General features: G+C 51.0%; 14 protein-coding genes. All 14 read left to right on the top strand.

Annotated elements, in window-relative coordinates; translation table 11 throughout:
* Window positions 1-346: 346 nt before the first annotated feature.
* The 14 genes from FYJ52_RS07190 to FYJ52_RS07255 all read left to right on the top strand — a co-directional run bounded on the left by FYJ52_RS07190 (window position 347) and on the right by FYJ52_RS07255 (window position 19,770).
* Entirely contained in the window at window positions 347-1,846 is a 1,500-nt protein-coding gene (locus tag FYJ52_RS07190) for an ATP-binding cassette domain-containing protein (protein WP_154576555.1), read from the top strand.
* 2 nt (window positions 1,847-1,848) lie between these two features.
* A complete protein-coding gene (locus FYJ52_RS07195; RefSeq protein ID WP_154576556.1) occupies window positions 1,849-2,706 on the top strand; it encodes an ABC transporter permease in 858 nt (285 codons plus the stop codon).
* A gap of 31 nt (window positions 2,707-2,737) precedes the next feature.
* Entirely contained in the window at window positions 2,738-3,730 is a 993-nt protein-coding gene (locus tag FYJ52_RS07200) for an FHA domain-containing protein (protein WP_205960802.1), read from the top strand.
* 38 nt (window positions 3,731-3,768) lie between these two features.
* Window positions 3,769-5,211, top strand: a complete 1,443-nt coding sequence (locus FYJ52_RS07205; protein ID WP_205960803.1) for an FHA domain-containing protein — start codon at window positions 3,769-3,771, stop codon at window positions 5,209-5,211.
* Window positions 5,204-7,210: a serine/threonine-protein kinase gene (locus tag FYJ52_RS07210; RefSeq protein WP_154576559.1), complete on the top strand. Its 2,007-nt coding sequence runs from the start codon at window positions 5,204-5,206 to the stop codon at window positions 7,208-7,210. The genes FYJ52_RS07205 and FYJ52_RS07210 overlap by 8 nt, the downstream gene beginning before the upstream one ends.
* 3 nt (window positions 7,211-7,213) lie before the next feature.
* Complete coding sequence (locus FYJ52_RS07215; RefSeq protein WP_154576560.1) at window positions 7,214-7,510, top strand: hypothetical protein; 297 nt, start codon at window positions 7,214-7,216, stop codon at window positions 7,508-7,510.
* A gap of 24 nt (window positions 7,511-7,534) precedes the next feature.
* Entirely contained in the window at window positions 7,535-9,202 is a 1,668-nt protein-coding gene (locus FYJ52_RS07220; protein ID WP_205960804.1) for a DUF5050 domain-containing protein, read from the top strand.
* A 188-nt stretch (window positions 9,203-9,390) separates the two neighbouring features.
* Window positions 9,391-10,653, top strand: coding sequence for a DUF5050 domain-containing protein (locus tag FYJ52_RS07225; protein ID WP_154576562.1), 1,263 nt, complete (start codon window positions 9,391-9,393; stop codon window positions 10,651-10,653).
* A 188-nt stretch (window positions 10,654-10,841) separates the two neighbouring features.
* Window positions 10,842-11,603 carry a DeoR/GlpR family DNA-binding transcription regulator gene (locus FYJ52_RS07230; RefSeq protein WP_154576563.1) on the top strand — a complete coding sequence of 254 codons (762 nt, stop codon included), beginning with the start codon at window positions 10,842-10,844 and terminating at the stop codon, window positions 11,601-11,603.
* The gene (gene pfkB / locus FYJ52_RS07235) at window positions 11,600-12,520 is read left to right on the top strand and encodes a 1-phosphofructokinase (protein WP_154576564.1); all 921 of its coding nucleotides are present in this window, start codon (window positions 11,600-11,602) and stop codon (window positions 12,518-12,520) included. Before FYJ52_RS07230 ends, pfkB begins: the two co-directional genes overlap by 4 nt.
* A gap of 48 nt (window positions 12,521-12,568) precedes the next feature.
* On the top strand, window positions 12,569-14,563 hold the full coding sequence (locus FYJ52_RS07240) for a PTS fructose transporter subunit IIABC (protein ID WP_154576565.1): 1,995 nt from the start codon (window positions 12,569-12,571) through the stop codon (window positions 14,561-14,563).
* Between the two features lie 85 nt (window positions 14,564-14,648).
* Window positions 14,649-14,906 carry an HPr family phosphocarrier protein gene (locus tag FYJ52_RS07245; RefSeq protein WP_154576566.1) on the top strand — a complete coding sequence of 86 codons (258 nt, stop codon included), beginning with the start codon at window positions 14,649-14,651 and terminating at the stop codon, window positions 14,904-14,906.
* A gap of 132 nt (window positions 14,907-15,038) precedes the next feature.
* Window positions 15,039-19,232, top strand: coding sequence for an MrcB family domain-containing protein (locus FYJ52_RS07250; protein ID WP_154576567.1), 4,194 nt, complete (start codon window positions 15,039-15,041; stop codon window positions 19,230-19,232).
* 121 nt (window positions 19,233-19,353) lie between these two features.
* A complete protein-coding gene (locus FYJ52_RS07255; protein ID WP_154576568.1) occupies window positions 19,354-19,770 on the top strand; it encodes a hypothetical protein in 417 nt (138 codons plus the stop codon).

The following is a 19,770-nucleotide window of genomic DNA, read 5'->3' on the forward strand; positions in this document are numbered from 1 at the left end:
GCTGCTGATCGCGGTTCAAACAAATATTTCTTTTCAGATCGGGTTCACGTCCGGTCTTTTTGTGATGCAGGAAATCAGCATTAAATTATTTTTATTTTACGCTTGACTTTTGTTAGCAGGTTTTTATGGGGAGACATTTTATTCATCTGAAAAGTTGTCTTTTTGCCAATGTGCGCTATACATATAAGTGGGAAATCGGACGCTATTGGCGCATCAAATAATTGATGGGCGCTGTATAAAAGGGAATGACTTTGAAGGCTTTAAGTGGTAAAATTAAGATAGTATTCAGAAAAGATAAATCGTCTGATGATTTGACTGTACAAAAAGCGAAAGAGAAAGGAAACCCATGGATTTCGAGGGCTCAACAGCAAGTCTTTTGATTTTACAGGACAACGCAAAAAAAATCGATATCGTCACTTTGAAGAAAAGCGACAACACGATTGGCCGCTTCTCTTCGAAACAAGACGATTCACAGCGTCCTGACATTGCGCTGACGTCGCAGTTTGTTTCGCGGGACCACGGCTGTATTTTTGACAAAGGTGGCCGATGGTATTATCAGGATCGCGGAAGCCAAAACGGCATTTTTATCGACGGCCGGCGCACCGCACACGACACGCATGCGTACCGATTGAAGAACGGTACGATTCTTTACATCGGCGGAGATGCGTCTTTTATGAAAATGTACAAGGGCGAAGGCGTGCTGATGATTTTTCTGCTGGGGGATTACAGTAATCAGCAGTGGGAAAGGGTTGCCCTCCATGGGCTGCTCGATCGCGGCGAGGTGACTGTCGGCAGAGCGCCGTCCTGCGATATTGTGCTGGACAGTTTTTCTGTCGCGCAGGTTCAAGGGATATTCCGCCGCCAAAATGGCGGGATTGTTTACCGCAACACTGCTAAAAAACATCCGGCGTTGCTCGACCATCACCCGGTGCGAAACGACGTCGTGCTGAAAGACAACGATGTGCTCGTTTTGGGCAGAGTCACCCTCATTTACACGTCGGGGCTGCTCATTTATCTGGCACCCCAATCGGGAGAAAAGCTGACGGTGCACGAATTGTGCCGGGTGGTTCAGGTTCGGGATCCAAGACAAAGCGGTTTTCATAAAAAAGAGAAAACCATTTTGGACCACGTCAACGTGGAATTTACGTCGTCGGAATTGGTTGCGGTTCTCGGCACATCCGGTGCGGGCAAATCCACCTTTGTCAATTGTGTGATCGGCTACGAAAAAGCGACGGGTGGCACCGTTGAAATCAACGGTCAGGATTTTAACACCTCCGCCGAAAAAAGTTTAATTGGCTACGTGCCGCAGATGGATCTGATCCGCCCCAATTTAACGGTGATGAAAACCCTCGAATATGTGGCTGCCCTCCGACTAAACGGCGACGTGACCCAGCAGGAGCGCCGACAAAAAATAGAGGCCTGCCTCGGCGCGCTGGACATCACATCGGCCAAGTGGGGCAGCCGCATCCGGGAACTCTCCGGCGGTGAGCGCAAGCGGGTGAGCATCGCCAGCGAATTGATCTCTGACCCGAAGCTTTTATTTCTCGACGAGCCGACATCGGGGCTGGATCCCAAAACCGAAAAACTGCTCGTGCTTGCGCTTCAAAATTTGGCGCATCGCCACGGTAAGACGCTGATTGTCATCACCCATACCTTGAAAAATATCGAGGCGTTTGACAAAATCTTATTTATGGGCCCAGGCGGTCGGGCTTGCTTTTACGGATCACCCGATCAGGCATTGTCGTTTTTCGACGTGACTGATTTGGTCGACGCTTACGATAAAGTCGAAAAAAATGTTGAAACTTACGCCAGATATTACCGCAGTCAGTATTTCAGGGAGAGGTAATCATGTTTAAGAATAGAAAAACCCCGGGCTTTTTTGCCCAGCTGGGCACGCTGTTTCACAGAGATGTCGAGCTGTTTTGGGTCGAAAAATCTAAAATATGGATTACCCTGTGTTTCCCGATCGTGATTGCTATTTTGATCGTCTACGTGACCCACGGAATCTTTTTTGACACTTACGAGGGCACGAAATCCGCGCTGTTCACAATTGTCAGCGCGAGCATTTACATCGGGATGTTCAATGCGCTGACGATCATTTGTCAGGAACGGGACATTGTCAAACACGAGTACCTCACCGGCATGAATCTCTGGTCCTACGTTTTGGCTCAGGTATTTTGGCAGGGGGTGGTGTGTGCCGTGCAGACCGCCATTTTCATGGCCTATTATTGGCAGCACATCGACTTCCCGACGAAAGGAATTTATTTTTCAAGCACCCTGCCGGAATACACGATCAGCCTTTTCCTGATCATGTACGCAGCGGATGTGACCGGCATTTTTATTTCCTGCCTTGTGAAGAAAAACGAGACGGCGAATCTGCTGGCGCCCCTTGTTGTCATTTGCCAGCTGATTTTCAGCGGTGTCTTGTTCGAACTGAAGGGCTTTTCCAAGAAAATGGCCAATGTCATGATCAGCAAATGGGGCATGGAGGCGATGGGCCGCATCGCCCGGCTTAACGGACTGACACTTAAAATTCAGAAAAAATATCACAAGACAGGCATGCATTTTCCCCACAAGGCGGAAAGTGCCTACGCGGCAAAAGCGCCGCGTCTGTTTTTCGACTGGAAGATATTAATCGTCTACATCGCAGTTCTGGCGGTTGCCAGTGTTCTGGTTTTGTACCGTGTGAAACGGGATCGACGATAATTTTAAATAAAAATTTAGAATGGGGGAATTGATGATGAGTAAAAAAATGATGGTACCAGCGGTTTTGGAATGCGAAGGACAGGAAATCAGTATTGAGACGTCACCTTTTAATATTGGCAGCTTTGAAAATCTGTGCCAGCTGACCATAGAAGGCGAAGAAATTGCACCGATTCACTGCTGTATCGTCTTGGATCAAGGCGAGTGGCAGATTATCGATCAAAAGGGCCTCGGCGGCGTGGACGTCAATGGGGAACGTATGGATCCCGGCGCGGCGCGAACACTTCAAAACGGGGACAAGATTGGGATCGGGACCAAGACCTTTACCTTTGCGTCGATGACGACATTGTTCGCCCAGGGCGAGGTCGAAGCGCTGGAGGAAGACTACCGTGCCATGATGGCGACAGGCGATGACGCTCAGGCTCAGGCACTGATTGAAAAGCTTTCGCAAAAGGTGGCATGGGTCAAGCAGATCGCTGGAATCGATACCACAGATGATGCGGCACGTGTTGAATCGGAACCGGTTGTGGAGGTTGAACCGGTCTCTGAAGCCGAGCCATCGGTTGAAAATTGGGAAGGTGCAGTGGAAAATGAAGCACACGACGATGCACCGGCGTCGCCCCAGATCGACGCGCCTGAAGAACAGGCAGGAAGCGTATTGGCCAACAGACGGGTTAGAACGGTCGACCCGGATGAGATTCACTTGAGCCAGTCGGGACAGGCGGCGCCGGTGTACGGCCATTTCATTTCCAAAGATCCGACGGTTCCCGGTTTTGAAATTAACAAAACGCCATTTACCATTGGACGGGGCAGAACCTGTGATCACGTGATGAAATACAGAGGAATCAGCCGTCAGCACGCTACCGTTCTGAGGGACGACCGCCAGCCTTATTTATTGATCAGAGACGAAGGCTCGACCAACGGCACCTATGTGAATGGCGTCCAGCTAAATGCGCAGGAAGAACGCCCCATTCATCCGGGAGATGTCGTCGCCTTTTTTGAAACAGCTTTTACGGTGCAAAAATAAGGATGTGCCCACAGGGGATTAACAACAAGGATGACGAGATGAATCAGAAAACTGACAAAAGAGTAATCTTTTACGCGGTGCTCGCGGGCTTGGCGCTGATCGCGACGGCGCTGCCCTGGATGCGTATAAAAGTCGCATTCGTTGGCGGCGGGTCGCTGGGATCGGGATTGACACTGCCCTACACCATTAAAACGCTGATCAACGGGACCTCGACGTTAGCCCAGGCGCTTAACGTCAATCTATCGGATTTGATCAATGCCCTTGGTCCGTTCAACCTGTCCGTGATGTTTGCCGTATCGCTTTTGATTTACATCGAACCGGTCATGTATGGCATCGCGTGTTATTTCTTGCTGGCGAAAAAAGATGTAGATCAGTTTACAAAAATGATTTTGTGCGGACTCATTGTCACGGCGGCGATGTCCATTTACGCGCTGCTGGCCTGTATCGGTTTAAATCAGCAGGTTCAACAGGCACTCGGCAGCAGTCTGGGCACCGTGGGATTATCGGGCATTGCCCAAGTCCACTTCTTTCATGTTGGCTCGGGGTTGATCTTGGCGCTTGTGATCAGCCTTTTTGGTTTGATTTACACGCTGGTGATTCGGCAAATGGTCAAAAACGGCCAGAAAGTTTCGCCGTTTAGTTTGGAAATATCCGGGATTCAGCCGCAGTTTTCAAATCAGCCTCATCTAGCACCGCAGCCCCGCCCGGTTCAACCTGAAGCAGGAATGCCACATCCGGCGCCTCAATCTCGGAGAACGATCGCCTTGCGTTCAGAAAGCGGACGGCAGAATGATTTGATGTTGACTCGGTTTCCGGCTGTGATTGGACGCGACAGACGCCAGGCTTCAGCCGTTTTGGACGATCCGTCTGTGGGTGCGCGGCATTGCGTGATCAACGTTGAGCAGGGCCAAGTTGTGATTTGCGATTTGGGGTCGGTCAAGGGGACGCGCATCGAAGGTGAAAAAATCGCGGCAGATACCTACTACGCCATCATGGACGGCGATAGTGTGACCATTGGCGACGTGGCGATGACGGTTGATATGGACGGCGATTCTGTTGGAGAAAAAAGCGGGGACGCTGCTGCGGCGGACGAGGAAGGGAGGACGACCATTCTTGCCGATGCGCCGAAGGCAGAGGCCAACAGCGCGACGATTCCGATCAATTACAACGGCGGCGATTCGCCTTTTCCGGTCAAAGTCATGGCCTGGCTCGATGGCCGAGACACCTTCATGATCACAAAGACGCCGTTTATCCTCGGCCGGGAAGCCGAAAAGGTCGACTATGTGATTGAAGATCGAGGAATCAGCCGCCAGCATTTGGCCATTACCCGGGAAAACGAGACATTTTTTGCCGAGGATTTAAATTCGAAAAACGGATTTAAGCTTAACGGTATCCAGAAGGCGCCGGGAGCAAAAGCCAAAATTAAAAACGGCGATGTTTTGACGATTGGCGTCAGAAGGTATCGGTTCGAAGATGAATGATGAACAAAATCGGCTGCGGGAAGCCAAAGCGGAGATCAATGCGCTTTTCCAAAACCGTTACCGGGTTGTCGCGCCCATCGGAAGAGGCGGCATGGGCGAGGTTTATCTCGTCGTTAGCAATGATCAGCTCAGGCTTCAGCGGGCGGTTAAAATCATTCACAAGGGCGATCACGCCAAACTCAATGCCTTTGACGAGGTCGAAGCCCTAAGGAAGCTGGATAATCCCGGAGTCCCGCACATTATCGAGATTAAACAGAACGACAATGCGTTTTTTATCGTTCAGGAATACGTCCGAGGCAAGTCTTTTCAGATCATCGTGAAAGAAAACGGGAAAGTGCCGGAAGAGACGGTGCTGTTGTGGATGCAGAACGTGGCGCAAATCATGGACGACGTCCACAGCCAGGGCTTTCTTCATCTCGACGTCAAGCCGGACAACATCATGATCCAGGAGAATGGCAAGGCCAAGCTGATTGATTTTGGCGTGGCGCAAAATTTAGAGCACCGCGCTGCAGGCAGCCGAGGGCTGTTCGGCTCCCGGTATTACACGGCTCCGGAGCGCCTTCGCGGCGAGCCCAACGATTTTCGGACGGATGTATTCGGGTACGGCGCGACCTTTTATTTTCTCGTGCTGGGCGAGCGGCCGCTTGAAATCAAAGCGAATGACGAAGCGCCGATTATCATGATGAAACGCAAGCTTGAGGCGGTGCAGTCGCCGGTCATTCGTTTTATCCTCCAGAACTGCATCAGCTTTAATCCAGACCGCCGGTATCAGAAATTCAGCGATATTTACGCAGACATCCTTCAGAAAGATTTGTACAATCAGGCGGTCTTGAACGAAGAGCGCAAGCGAAAGTCGAGATGGTACGGGATTATCGCGATGTTTGCGGCCGGAGCGGTTTTAATGTCTGCCGGCGCTTTTCAAATGCATACGGCGCGCAGCCGAACTTACGATTCGCTGATCAGCCAAGGTGAAACCTATATGGCAGACAGCAATCTAAAAAAAGCGAAGCATTGTTATCAGCAGGCGATTAAGCTGAAAAAATCAGAGCCCGCAGGCTACCAAGGTCTGTACGAAACCTACACGGCGAACGGCGCGTATACTAAAGTGATTCAGGGCATCGAGGAATTATTCAGCAGTAAGCCGGCCATGCGCGACAGCGCCGAGCTGTACTATCTCCTCGGCAATGCGTACTACGAAAACGGCGACTACGACCGGGCCGAATACAATCTGAAAAAGGCAGATGATCTGGAGCCGTCGCTGGAGGAACACCTTGTTCTCGGGCTGACGTATTGCGCCCAGGGGCGATACGAAAAAGCACAGCAGGTGATTCAGAAAATGCGGCGGGATGGGAATAACACCGACGGCGCCGATTACCTTTCGGGGCAGATCAGCGAAAGGCAGGGATATCAATCGGATGCGGTCAGCGATTACAAACAGGTGATCAGCGAAACGAAGGATCACGCCCTGAAACAGCGGGCCATTTTATCTCTCGCCGATCTTTACCGGAAGCGGAAAAGTTTTGACGATGAGATCCAGATGTTGGAGACAGCGCAAAGTGAGGACGCCTTTGCCAACAATATTCCGATCCGAGAAAAATTGGGAGAAGCTTATTATTATGCGGCGGAAAACGGCGGTGCGGCCTATTATCAAAAGGCGATCGCCCAGTACCGCCAGCTTATAGAAAGCGGCTTCTCTTCGGTGCAAACCTACCGCAATCTGGCCATTTGTTATCAGAAGGCCGGCCGATACAGCCAGGCGGATGCGACGCTCGATCAGATGACTGCAGCCTACCCGGACGATTATACAGGGTACATGCAGCGCTGCTTTCTCATTTTGGAAGAGGAAGAGCATCGGGATCCGGATCAGCGGAATTACGCGGCCTTCGCAAGTAATTACCGGACCATGATGCATAAAGCGGGCGATGCGGCGTCGACGGATTCGGAAATTGCGGTGCTGGAAAGCCGGTACGAAGAGCTTCAAGAGAAAGGATGGTTGTAACCTGTGGTAATTGGATTGGTGCTTGTCGTGATCGGTGCGGCCGTCATCGTGGCTGCGGCTGTTTTTCTCAAAAAGTATTTGAACACGCGTTACGATATTTCAGCTGATGAGTTTGACCGAAAATTCAGACACGAACGGATGATCGCGTCGGAGGAATTGACCAGCGAAGACGCCTACGAAGGCATCGCTGAACAGTACGGCATCACGCCGCAGCTGCTTGACGCGGCCATCAGGCAGAAAAGTGTAGAAGACAATGAGGACATCTCGGATGACATCGAGGAAAAAACAGAGAAATTGTAGATGAAGGTAAAACGGGAGAAAAAGATGATCGAAGATTACGAAGTCACAGAAGATTTAACGTCACCACAAGAGAAGGAGCCGACTCCGCCACAAAAACCGATCAAAAAACCCAAAAGGGTGTGGACGACGCGGATGAAGATCTGTTTGGTCGTGCTGGCGGCGGCGATCGCAGTCATCGGCGTGTTCGGCTACAAGACTTACGCGCACGCCCAATACGAAAAGAAGCTCGATCTGGCGGAAAAATACATGGACGACGGGAAATTTGCTCAGGCGAAGCTCGCTTTTGAGGACGCGGCTCAGATTGAAAAGAAGAATCCCGGACCTTATATTAAAATGGGGAAAATGTATTATGACAATGGTCATTACGATCAGGCGCTGAAATATTTTGAAACGGCGAATCAGCGGCAGGAGACCAGCGAAAGTTACAATCAAATCGCGGACGTGTACGATCAAAAAGGCGATGACAAGAAGGCTGAGATCAACCGAAAAAAAGCGGAAAGTCTTTCAAACAATGATAGCCGTAAGAGCAGCCGCAAGTTTTTCGGAAATTCCGGGAACGGCGGCGTGTCCGGTGCCGACCGCGCCGGAAATACCAACGGCAATTTGATTTATTCCGGAACATCGTTGGATTCTGCCTATGCGGCAGGCGGCAGAATGGTTCACGCCGGAGATTGGACGTACTACAGTACAGAAAATGGCCTTTTCCGAACGGATGGCAGCAAGGTCAAGCGATTATCAGACGACGTGTATTCCAGCTTAAACGTCTATAAAAATAAATTTTACGTTTTGGAAACCGACGATGATGAACAGACTGTCGAGCGCATGGATCTCGACGCTGAAAACGACAAAAAAATCTACAGCACCTCGGACAATAATATTTCAAAAGTCATGGTCTACAAGGACAAGGTTTATGTGGTTCAGTTAGAGGCTGCTGAGGGGGACGACTGGCAGGAAGGCGGCAGCAGCTTCGGACCGACCACCCGTGTGACGGCGATGGATTTAGACGGCGGCAATCAAAAGAAAGTTTTGTCTGTTCAAAATACCAGCGGCGAGGTCAGCATCGACGGCGATCGGATCTATTATTTCGATGCGAAAAATTTTGTGATCCGCGACGTGAATTTAAGCGGCGGGGATGATCAGTTGACACTTGACGTCAAAAATTTGAATAATAACGGATCGGATACGATGCCCTCTTTTTACGTTGACAATCAGCATGTTTATTTTACCGCTTTTTTGAATACATACATCGATTATAATTTAAAAACAAAAGACAAGGTGGTATTTCAATCAGATGATTGGACTCACACTTACAATTTGGGCAAAGACCCGAATGGCAAATACGTTTATGTGATCAGCTATGTAGACCCTGAAACGAGCAGTTACGACACAGACGATGACTATGACAGCAGTGATGAAAGCGACAATTACGATAGCGATGATGAAATTTACGATGAAGATAACAGCGAGGATGATTATGACTACGATGGCTATTCGTCTTCAGCAAACGGACTCTCTTATACGCTGTGGCGCCTCGATGCGGATGGCGGCGATGCGACAAAGCTCTACACGAGTGAAAACGGCGTGGGATTTGTCAGCGTAAATAACGACGGCGTTTTCGTCATGGAAAACGACGGGACGATCAAATCGATTAGCTCAAATGGTACGGCAAAGACACTGGCGGCGGATGAATAATTGAATGTCTGAAGGGAACGGACGCGTGAACGAAGAAAACGCAGTCACAGAGGACTTACACACCCAAAACAAAAAGAGTCGGATTGTTATTTTTCAAGAATGCAGCCGTACATTCAGATCAGTTAACCCCCAAGACGGAGGCGTTTGCGCTTAGCAAGTAATATCATATAAAAAAATAGAGGTGAATCATGAAAGATTACGAAGAAACCGAGGATTTATTATCCCCAGGCTCAGACGAGGACCATTATTCTCAAGACCCAAATTGGCATACAAATACGCGCCCAGACAAAGACAAGCAGAAAACGACGATTTTAACTGTTGTACTCATTGCGGCAGCTGCGGTGGCCATTTTGGGTTTTTTCGTTTTTCGACGAGTTCGGAATCGAAAAAACATCGAACAAGCGGCGGTTTATCAGGATGCGCGTCAAAATCAGAAAGAAAACGCTGGCAACACCAACAGCAACCTTGAGTTCAGCTACACGGACATCTGTGTCACTGGCGGCCATACCGCTAAATCTGGAAAATGGCTCTATTACACGTCTGACAACGCGATTTACCGCTCTAACGGCAGAAAGACAGAGAAACTGCAGAATAATTATGGCCAATTCCTCAACTTTTATAATGGCTGTCTTTATTACGAATGTGATTTAGAAGATGGCGGATGTGGCATTTTCAAGCTTAATCCTGAAAGTAAGCAGGAAGAAACGGTGTACGAAGATTCCGATGCGTCCAAAGCTATCAATTGGATGGGCGTGTACCGCGGGCGAATTTTTTTTGTGGTGACAAACTACGATTTAATCGATGATCTTGAACCCGGCAGCCTCATGTCAATCAAGCTTGACGGCAGTCATAAAAAAACTGTCGTCGGTTCAGACGTGTATTACAACTCGGTCAGCATCGACAATGGCCATATCTATTACATTAAACACAGCCAGAGAGAATACGTCCGCACCGACTTAAACGGAGACAATTCGGAAGACATTGTGAGCTTTTCGGACGGCCTCTATGCCAACAACAGAGGCGCCAAAGAGCCGCGGGTCGTCTATACAGATCAGAATCACGTCGTGTATTGGTTAGACAGACAAATTCATGTCAAGGATTTAAAGACAGGCAAGACGATAGATATCCGTCAGCCGGATAGTGTTTTTGGCTACGAGCAGCTCAATCACGACAAGAGCGGCAAGTATTATTATTTACTGACCGATGATGAAGAGGCAACCGGCCGCGGAAAAGGCGATCATTTGGATCAATACAGCGTGTGGCGTCTCGACAGCGACGGCAGTAATTTTAAAAAGCTGTATTCCTTTGAATCGGTAAAAATCCCTTGCCAGTCCGCTTACGGCAACAAAATCTGCGTCAATTATTATACAAAAGACAAACAAAAGGTCGACGTGATCGACGCTGAAACGGGAAAGGCCGAAACGTATATTGATTTGCCGCGGGATAATTAAAACGACAGTGCGTTCGTTTCGGTAATAAGGCAGAAGTTTTTTTAGCACCTTCAGAATCCTGGAGGTGCTTATTTTATAACAAATAATGATTATTTTTGACTAGATATGAATTAAAATGATTGACTTTGGAAGAAAAGCGGAGTATACTACCGGTAAAGAGATTGAAAATCGAAAGTTGAGTGACCACCATGTTGACAGAAGAAAGACAAGCGATTATTTTACAAAATATCAAGGAAAAGGGCTCGGTGACGGTTGCTGAGTTAAGCGATCTGCTCCACATTTCAGAATCGACAGTCCGAAGGGATCTTAGTTCGATGGATGCGGAAGGCCTGATCAACAAGGTTCACGGCGGTGCGACAGCTCGGATTGGCAATCTATTTTCGACCCGCGAAAGCGAAATCGGAATGAAACGCACGCAATTTAAGCAGGAAAAGGCGGCGATTGGCAAAAAGGCGGCCGGTCTTATTGAAACGGACGATTTTGTCTACATCGACGCCGGGACCACCACAGAGGCGTTGGCGCGGGCGATCATCGGGCCGTCGAAAACAGGCGCGATCTACGTGACGAACGGTCTCATTCAGGCTGAAATTCTGATGCATAACGGCTGCACTGTCTACGTTTTGGAAGGCCGGCTGCGGTCGGAGACGGAAGCCATTGTCGGCAGCGGCGCGATCAATTCCCTCAGGAAGTACCAGTTTACGGCGGGGTTTTTCGGCGCAAACGGCGTTGACTACAATCTCGGCTACACCACGCCCGACATCGAAGAGTCTGAGGTTAAACGAGATGCGTTCAACCGGTGCCTGAAAACCTACGTTTTAGCGGATCATTCGAAATTCAACCACATCACACCGGTGACTTTCGGCAAATTATCGAATGCGGTGATCATCACCGATCAATTAATCGATAAACGATACAAACAAAGAGTTAAAATTTTGGAGGCTGATGTATGATTTATACCGTTACGTTTAATCCGTCGCTCGACTATATCGTCAGCGTGGACCACTTCAAATTGGGGCAGGTGAACCGGACCCACGCGGAACTGCTTTATCCCGGCGGCAAAGGGGTCAATGTTGCGATCGTGCTCGGACATCTGGGGATGAAGGCAGTCGCTCTCGGCTTTACTGCCGGTTTTACCGGAGATAAAATCCAGGGTATGCTCGCCGAACAAGGCGTCGCGACGGATTTCATTAAGATTGACAATGGCATGAGCCGCATTAATGTTAAGCTCAGAAGCGACGAAGAGAGTGAAATCAACGGGATGGGTCCGGTGATTGCCGAAGCCGACTTAGAAAAGCTGTACGAAAAATTGGATCAGCTGAAAGCTGGCGATACGCTGGTACTGGCTGGCAGCATTCCAGCCAGCATGCCGGGGGATATTTACGAACGCATCATGGCGAGACTTGAAGGGCGTGGGATCGAAATTGTGGTCGACGCCACCAAGGATCTCTTACTCAACGTATTGCCTTATCATCCATTTTTGATCAAGCCGAATAATCACGAATTGGGCGACATGTTCGGCGTCAAGCTCGAAACGAACGAAGACATCATCACCTACGCGAAGAAACTGCAGGATAAGGGCGCACGCAATGTGCTGATCTCGATGGCGGGGGACGGCGCGATTCTCGTTGCGGAAAACGGCGAAATCATTCAGAGCCCGGCGCCGAAAGGCCAGGTTAAAAACTCGGTCGGCGCGGGCGATTCCATGGTGGCCGGATTTATCACAGGTTATCACCAAAATGACGGCGATTTGAAGGCGGCTTTCAAAATGGGCGTGGCGACTGGCTCCGCCTCGGCCTTCTCCGACGCCTTGGCCACAGCAGAAGATGTTGAAAAAGTACTGGCTGAAGTCAATTCATTTGGTATTTAATATTTATTTTCATAATATCATTCACAATTATTTTCGCAGGAGGGAAATATGAGAATTACGGATTTGCTCAAGAAGGAAGGGATTGAGCTGAATGGCCCATCGGGCACGAAAGCGGAAACCATCTCCAATATGGTGAAGCTGATGACGGCGACCGGGAATCTTAACGATCCCGAAGGCTATGAAGCGGCGCTGACCAAACGTGAACAGGAAGGCACGACCGGCATCGGCGAAGGGATTGCGATTCCCCACGGCAAGACAGCAGCGGTTGACCGCGCAGGTCTGGCGTGTATGGTCTGCAAAGACGGAACTGAATTTGAATCGATGGACGGCCAGCCCGCCAATTTGATCTTTGCGATTGCTGTGCCGAACAACGCAGACAACACCCATCTGGAAATGTTGTCCAGATTGTCGATGATGCTCATGGATGAAGATTTCAGAAAATCACTCATCGATTGTGAAGACAAAGATGAATTTTTGAAAATCATCGACGCAAAGGAAACGGAAAAATTCGGCGATGAAGAACTCGATATTCCGGAAGCACAAGCAGCAGACGAAAAACCTGAATCGTCCGGCTACGATCTGTTAGCCGTTACGGCATGTCCGACAGGGATTGCCCACACCTACATGGCGGCGGAATCCCTCGAAGAAAAAGCCAAGAAGATGGGTTACACGATCAAAGTTGAAACCAACGGCTCCGGCGGGATTAAAAACAAGCTCACCCCGGAAGAAATTGAAGGTGCCAAAGGCATCATCGTCGCAGCGGACAAAAAAGTTGAAATGGACCGCTTTGACGGGAAGCACGTTTTGATCACCAAAGTGGCAGACGGCATCAACAAACCGGAACAGTTAATCAACGACGCGCTCGCACAAAAAGGCGCGGTTTACCATGCGGCTGACGGCGCGGCCGCGTCTGACGACGAAGGCGGCGAAGAAGAATCGGTCGGGCGCAAGATTTACAAAGATCTGATGAACGGTGTTTCCCACATGCTGCCATTCGTCATTGGCGGCGGGATCATGATGGCGCTGTCCTTCTTGATCGACGCCGGGAACATCGGCTCATCCTTCGGGACGGGCACGCCGGTCGCCGCGTTCTTCAACCAGGTTGGGAACGGCGCATTTGCATTCATGCTGCCGGTGCTCGCCGGGTTCATCGCGATGAGTATTGCGGACCGCCCAGGTCTGGCTGTCGGTTTTGTCGGCGGCTGGCTGGCTAAAGAAGGGATCCGCATCGGTTTCTACAAAGGCAAGCTGGCATTTTTGTATTCAGGTCTTGATCCAAAGCTCTCTCTCGTTTCAGCCGGGTTCCTCGGCGCGATGGCAGCGGGTTTCATCGCCGGGTATCTGGTCCTGGGGCTGAAGAAACTGTGCAGCCACATGCCTGAATCCCTCGAAGGGATCAAACCCATGCTCATCTATCCCTTTGTCGGGGTGTTATTGATCGGCATCATCATGGTGTTCATCAACTGGCCGCTGTCAGCGCTGAATCAGCTGCTGTACAATGCACTGGAAAGCATGGGCAACGGTTCGAAAGCGGTCCTTGGCCTCGTTGTCGGCGGCATGATGGCCATCGATATGGGCGGCCCGTTCAACAAAGCGGCCTACCTGTTCGGGACCGGGATGCTGGCCTCCGGTAATTACGACATCATGGCCGCGGTGATGATCGGCGGGATGGTTCCGCCGCTGGGGATCGCGCTGGCGACGACGATTTTCAAGAATCGCTTTACCAAACGCGAACGTCAGTCCGGTATTTCCTGCTACGTCATGGGATTATCCTTCATCACTGAAGGGGCCATTCCATTCGCCGCTTCTGATCCGGGACACGTCATCCCAAGCTGCGTCGTCGGCTCGGCGGTTGCTGGTGCGCTGTCTATGGTCTTTAACTGCACTCTGCGCGCACCCCACGGCGGCATCTTCGTCTTCCCGGTTGTCGGGCATTGGCCGCTGTACCTCTTGGCACTGCTGATCGGTTCAGTGATCACGATGGCACTGCTCGGTATTTTGAAAAAGCCGCTTCCGGCAGAAGAATCGGGTTTGGAAAAATAATACCCTTTTTTCCGGTTGATTTTAAGTCTAAAAATGATAAAATAACCTTAAATACAGATTTGAAAAATTGAAGGAGTTCATACAAATGAAAGAATTTACGTACACCATTACGGACCCAGCAGGTATTCACGCACGCCCGGCAGGCATTTTGGTCAAAAAAACACAGCCGTACGCTTCAGAAATCACATTGGTCAAAGGTGACAAACAGGCAAACGGCAAGAGCATGCTTTCTGTTATGGGACTCGGCGCAAGAAATGGCGACGAAATCACGGTACAGGCTGAAGGGGCAGACGAAGCAGACGCAGTTGCAGAACTCGAAGCATTCTTCAAAGAAAATCTTTAATTCAAATCGATTTTGCGCAACAGCTTCCAGCATGGCTGGAGGCTGTTTTTTATTGTCAAATCCTGTGTTATAATAATAAAACATCATGAGTGAAAACGGCGCAAGTTAAATCACGGCGCCGGGGAGGATAAAATGGCATCACAACGCGAAATCATGGAGGCACTGGCTCGAGCAGCCAAGCCAGAGGGCGCGGAAAACGCAGACAAATACGCAGAAATAAAAAAACAGCTGGAAGCCAAGGTCAGAGAAAAACGGCAGCAGAAAAGACGGACAGGGGGGACCGTACTTGCGTCCGGTCACACGGCCGATCAGGTCTCGCCGAGACCGGGACATTTAAGCGGCAGCAGCCACACGAGCATTCCCCATCCGGTCGATGGCGGTGAAGCCCGGATTGCGACGACGCCGACCAGCCGACACACCACGCGCCAGGCACGGGTGAGACGCTCCGGCACGACACTGGCATCAGGCCATACGGCAGAAGAAGTGACCGGTCACGCTTTGCCCAAAGTGGAAACACCGGAGGCCGATTTGCCGCCGGTTCAGACACGGCGTTCGATTTTTGCCAACACCGGCACCACGCTGGCCTCCGGTCATACGGCGGACGAAATTTTGAGCGGGGCGCCGGAACCGCCGAAGCCTCAGAGCAGACCTGAAGGCGCAGGGGCAGCGAGCCGGCCGCAGCCGGCGGAAAAACTGGAAGCGCCTCAGGCTGCCGAGGTTTCCCCAAAATCGGCGCCGGTTAACCCGCCGGAGCCGGAAGTTGAAGACGCGGTCATCGAAGAAATACCGAAAGCCCCGCAGGCGGCCGCACCGGCTGAAAAACCGGCGGTTCAGGATGCAGCGGCGGCGCGGGCCGAACGGGAAAGAGCGGCCGCCATCGAATTGGACCGCATCGACACAATGGCCGCCCAGGAAGCGGCCAGGCAGCTCGCAGAGGCCGAAAAGGCGAAAGCGCAAGCGCAAGAGGAGACAAGCAAAACCTTGGAACAGCAGCCGGGCATGTCCTTTTCGGAACAGATCCGGGCGGCCGGCGGCGCAATCCCAGATGAGGTTGAGGTGAGCGATGCCACAGAGGACCTTGGTGAATTGTGGGAGCGGCTCAACGAATACCAGGTCAAATGTCTGTCGACACCGGCAATGTTCAGCGACGGGGCGGTCGACCTGCCCGACGCGCTCATCGACTTTTTCAGCGCAGAAGGCCGGGAAAAACGCGTCATGGTATTGTTTGAAGGGCGGGAATATCCGTCTTATCTCGAAAGCAGTGACGGCGTCGGCGGCTATCGTCTGGAATGGAGCAAGGCGCTGAGCCGGAAATTTTACAGCATGTTTCCCCAGTACGAGGAATTTTTCGATGGGGACATGACACAGGAAAAACAGAAAAAGCGCCCTTACCTGTCTATTGAAAAGCTCAGCGAAAACGAATTTGCGGCCAAATTGATTCTGCCTTCAGATCAAGGCCTGACACGCAAGCAGACGCTGTTCGATTTGCTCGGGCCCGGCAAGTCGCTGTCCCATTTTACCGATTCCTACGATTTGGTATTTTTGAAGAGCTATTTTGAAAACATTGATAATCGCTGGCGCAGCGACGTCTTTGTGGTTTCGGCCAATGTCCAGAAATTCTATAAGAAGCGCATCGAGGACGGCAAACAGCCCGATCCGAAATCCGAACGAAATCTCGAAGGCATCGCCAACGTCAAACTGGATGCCATCTTGGATTTCCTGATGGACGGGCCCTATCTGCTTCTGGCAGATCAAAAGCTTTTGTCGACAGTCCAGGAGGACGAGCATTTCTATTTTGGCATCGATCAGGATTTGATGGACGAAATGACGATGGACGACCGCAATCTGATCGTCAGCCTCCTCGAACAGAAAATCGACTATTACTTCAGCCGCCTCGACGGGCCGTCGCTTCAGGAAAGCTTGTCGGACTGGGTGGAACAATACGCGGATTATTACCACAGGGATTTCCGCTACTCCTTCAAGGATGTGATCACCGACGGGATTCCGGGCAGCATCGAAGGGCTGAAGGGCTTTGACGAAAAACGCTACCGCATTTACGGCTTCGCGGGCGAGGACGATTGGGCGGATATTCCGTGGATCGAAATCGTCGACAAGCAGATCACGCGCTTTGCCAATACGGGGGTCGGCGTCAAATATTTGTTGAGCAAAGACAGCAAGAAGCTGTATCTGGCACTGTCCCTCGGGTTTAAGCCCATCCGCGCAGAAATCGTGAAGAACGGCGATCTGGATCCCATGCTGGATCCGGATGAAGCGGTCGACGAATTGGTCGCGGAAGCGCTGCCGCCGAAAGTCGCGGAAATCCGCGCGATGGTCCATCCCGGGACCTTCAGCACAAAAACGGCGGATATTGATCTGCCGGACGCGCGATTTGTCGGCGGGATCATCTGTTACCGGGAATACGCCGGCGTCGTGCCGGGGGAAAAGATTCTCGAAGCGGATCTGGCCGAGATGCTCGACGTGTACAATCACTACCTGCACCGCTGTATCATCGGCGACGAAAAACCGGAGGTCATTGCCGTGCCGGCGGAAGCACCCGCAGAGGAAGCACTCGCGGCGGAAGAAGCAGCCAATCCGTCAGAACCGGCTCAGGAACCGAAGGCGCGCGACGCCGCCCGTACATCGGAAAGCGCGGCACCCCTTGAACCTGACGACGATTTGGACGAATTAGAGGATCTGGACGATTTGGACGATCTGGACGATTTAGATGATCTGGACGATTTAGATGATTTGGACGACGAAATCGAAGCAGTCCCAGACGCAGAAAAATCAGATGAAACCCCTGCTGCAGAAGAAGCAGGCGGCGAAAAGACAGAGACGGAAGAAGCAGACGCGGCGCCTCAGGCCGATGATGAGCCGGAAGAAGAAGTGGCGTCGGAAGCGACGATTTCTGAGGCCATGGCTGCAGCTGTCGCCCGCAAGCGTGAAACCGCTGCGCCACCGTGGCAGCCCATGTATCGAAGGGATTATCAGCCGGCGCCGCAGACGGCCGTTCAGGTGGTCAATACCGGCGGACTGACTAAAGAAGATCTGCTCGCTTTTCAGAAATCGATGATCAAAGCCCAGCTCAAGGTTCAGAAAATTTTAATGCGCTCCGAAAAAGAAGCCGAAAAACAAATTGAGGCCGAACCGCGCCATCGCCACGATCTTCATTTTGAAGAAGTCCTTCAGGATCCGCCGGCGGACATTGTCGGTTTAATGCGCCGCATTGTGCAGTTCATCAATGCATCAGGCGGCATGTGCAACCAGGATGAGGTCGCCGATTTGTTCTTGAGTATCAAATCCGGATCGATGCCGCTGGTCACCGGTGTCGCCGGCCTTGGCAAGGCGGCTTTTATCAGAGGCTTTGCCCAAGCGGTGGGGGCGAACGACCAGAACGGCCGTTTCAAAATGATTCCGGTGCGCCCCAGCTGGCAGAACGCCGACGGACTCTTGGGGTACGCCGACGCGGACGGGCATTTTATTCCCGGCGCGATGATCGATTTCGTGGCGGCAGCCGTGGAAAATCCGGACAAGCCGTACTTCCTTCTCCTCGATGAAATGTGCGCAGCGCCGATCGAAAAGTATTTCTCTGAAATCCTCTCGATCATGAACACCCGTCGGGCTGCGGGGGGCAAATTGGTGACCGATCCAATTTTAAGCGAAGAGCTCCTCGCCAGAGACGACGAAGCCCGGGCGTATTACGGCGATCTCTACCTGCCGCAGAATTTGATCATTGTCGGCACCATCAGCAGTGACAGCGGCGTGGACGGCATCACCCCGCGGCTGATCGAACAGGCAGCGGTTATCGAAATGACATCGCCCGATTTGACTTTGACGGCGGAGCCGCCCGAAGCCTTCCAGCCCATTGCGCTCAAGAGTACGTTCTTTGAACGGGACATCACCTCCCTCGCACAAATTCAAAATCACAGGAAGACCATCACGGACATGGTCACCCTGCTTAATGTCATCAACGAAATCCTCAAACGCGCTCAGGCGCAGATCGGTTTCCGGGTGCGCGATGAAATCTGCTTCTTCTTGTACTACAACGCGGAATACGGCTTGATGGTTCCGGAAAAGGCGATCGATACGACCATTATGCAGAAAATGCTGCCGCGTATTGCCGGCACGACGGCGGAAATTGAGCAAGTCCTCATTGAATTGTTCAAAATCTGCGCCGGGACCCAGGACGACAATATGATTTACCAGCCGATTTCCACAGAAGAGGGGTTGTTCCCGGTCAGTGCGGCGAAGCTGTCAGAAATGGCTGGCTACCTTCAGACCGATGGCCAGGCGTCATTCTGGAAACTTGGGCCGTTACAATCTTAGGATAAGATTAAGAAAAACATTTCATTTCATAAACGCCGCGGGTTTGATGATTTTTTTAAGAATTGTTCGATAGACTAGACGGCGTAATCATAAATCATATTTTATTAAAGGAGTCTTATTCATGGAAAAACACAAATTGGGTTGGCGTTCGGTCGTCCTCAACGTTTTGGCTGTTATCTTTTTAGCCGCATTCTTCTACGGCATTTTCCTGTCCGTGTCGCAGGTTGCTTCGATGGCTGCACAGTACAAGGCGATGGGTACGAGTGTTCCGACCAGTTACATCGTTCAGCAGATTGTCCTCGCGATTATGCAGTACGCGCTGCCGCAGTTGTTCTTCGCGGTGATGTGTGCCGTTGTTGCGCAGGTTATCGATAAGATGGGCATCGGCGCTGACAAAAAAGCGGAAAAAGTGCAATCTGAAAATAAAGCAGCAGAAGCATCCGATGCAGCCGAAGAAGAACCTGCAGAAGAAGCAGCTTCAACAGATGCATTAGATGAAAAATCGGATGATGCAGAAGAAAAAGAAGATGCAGAATAA

Source organism: Pseudoramibacter porci, assembly GCF_009696145.1.
Classification (GTDB): domain Bacteria; phylum Bacillota; class Clostridia; order Eubacteriales; family Eubacteriaceae; genus Pseudoramibacter; species Pseudoramibacter porci.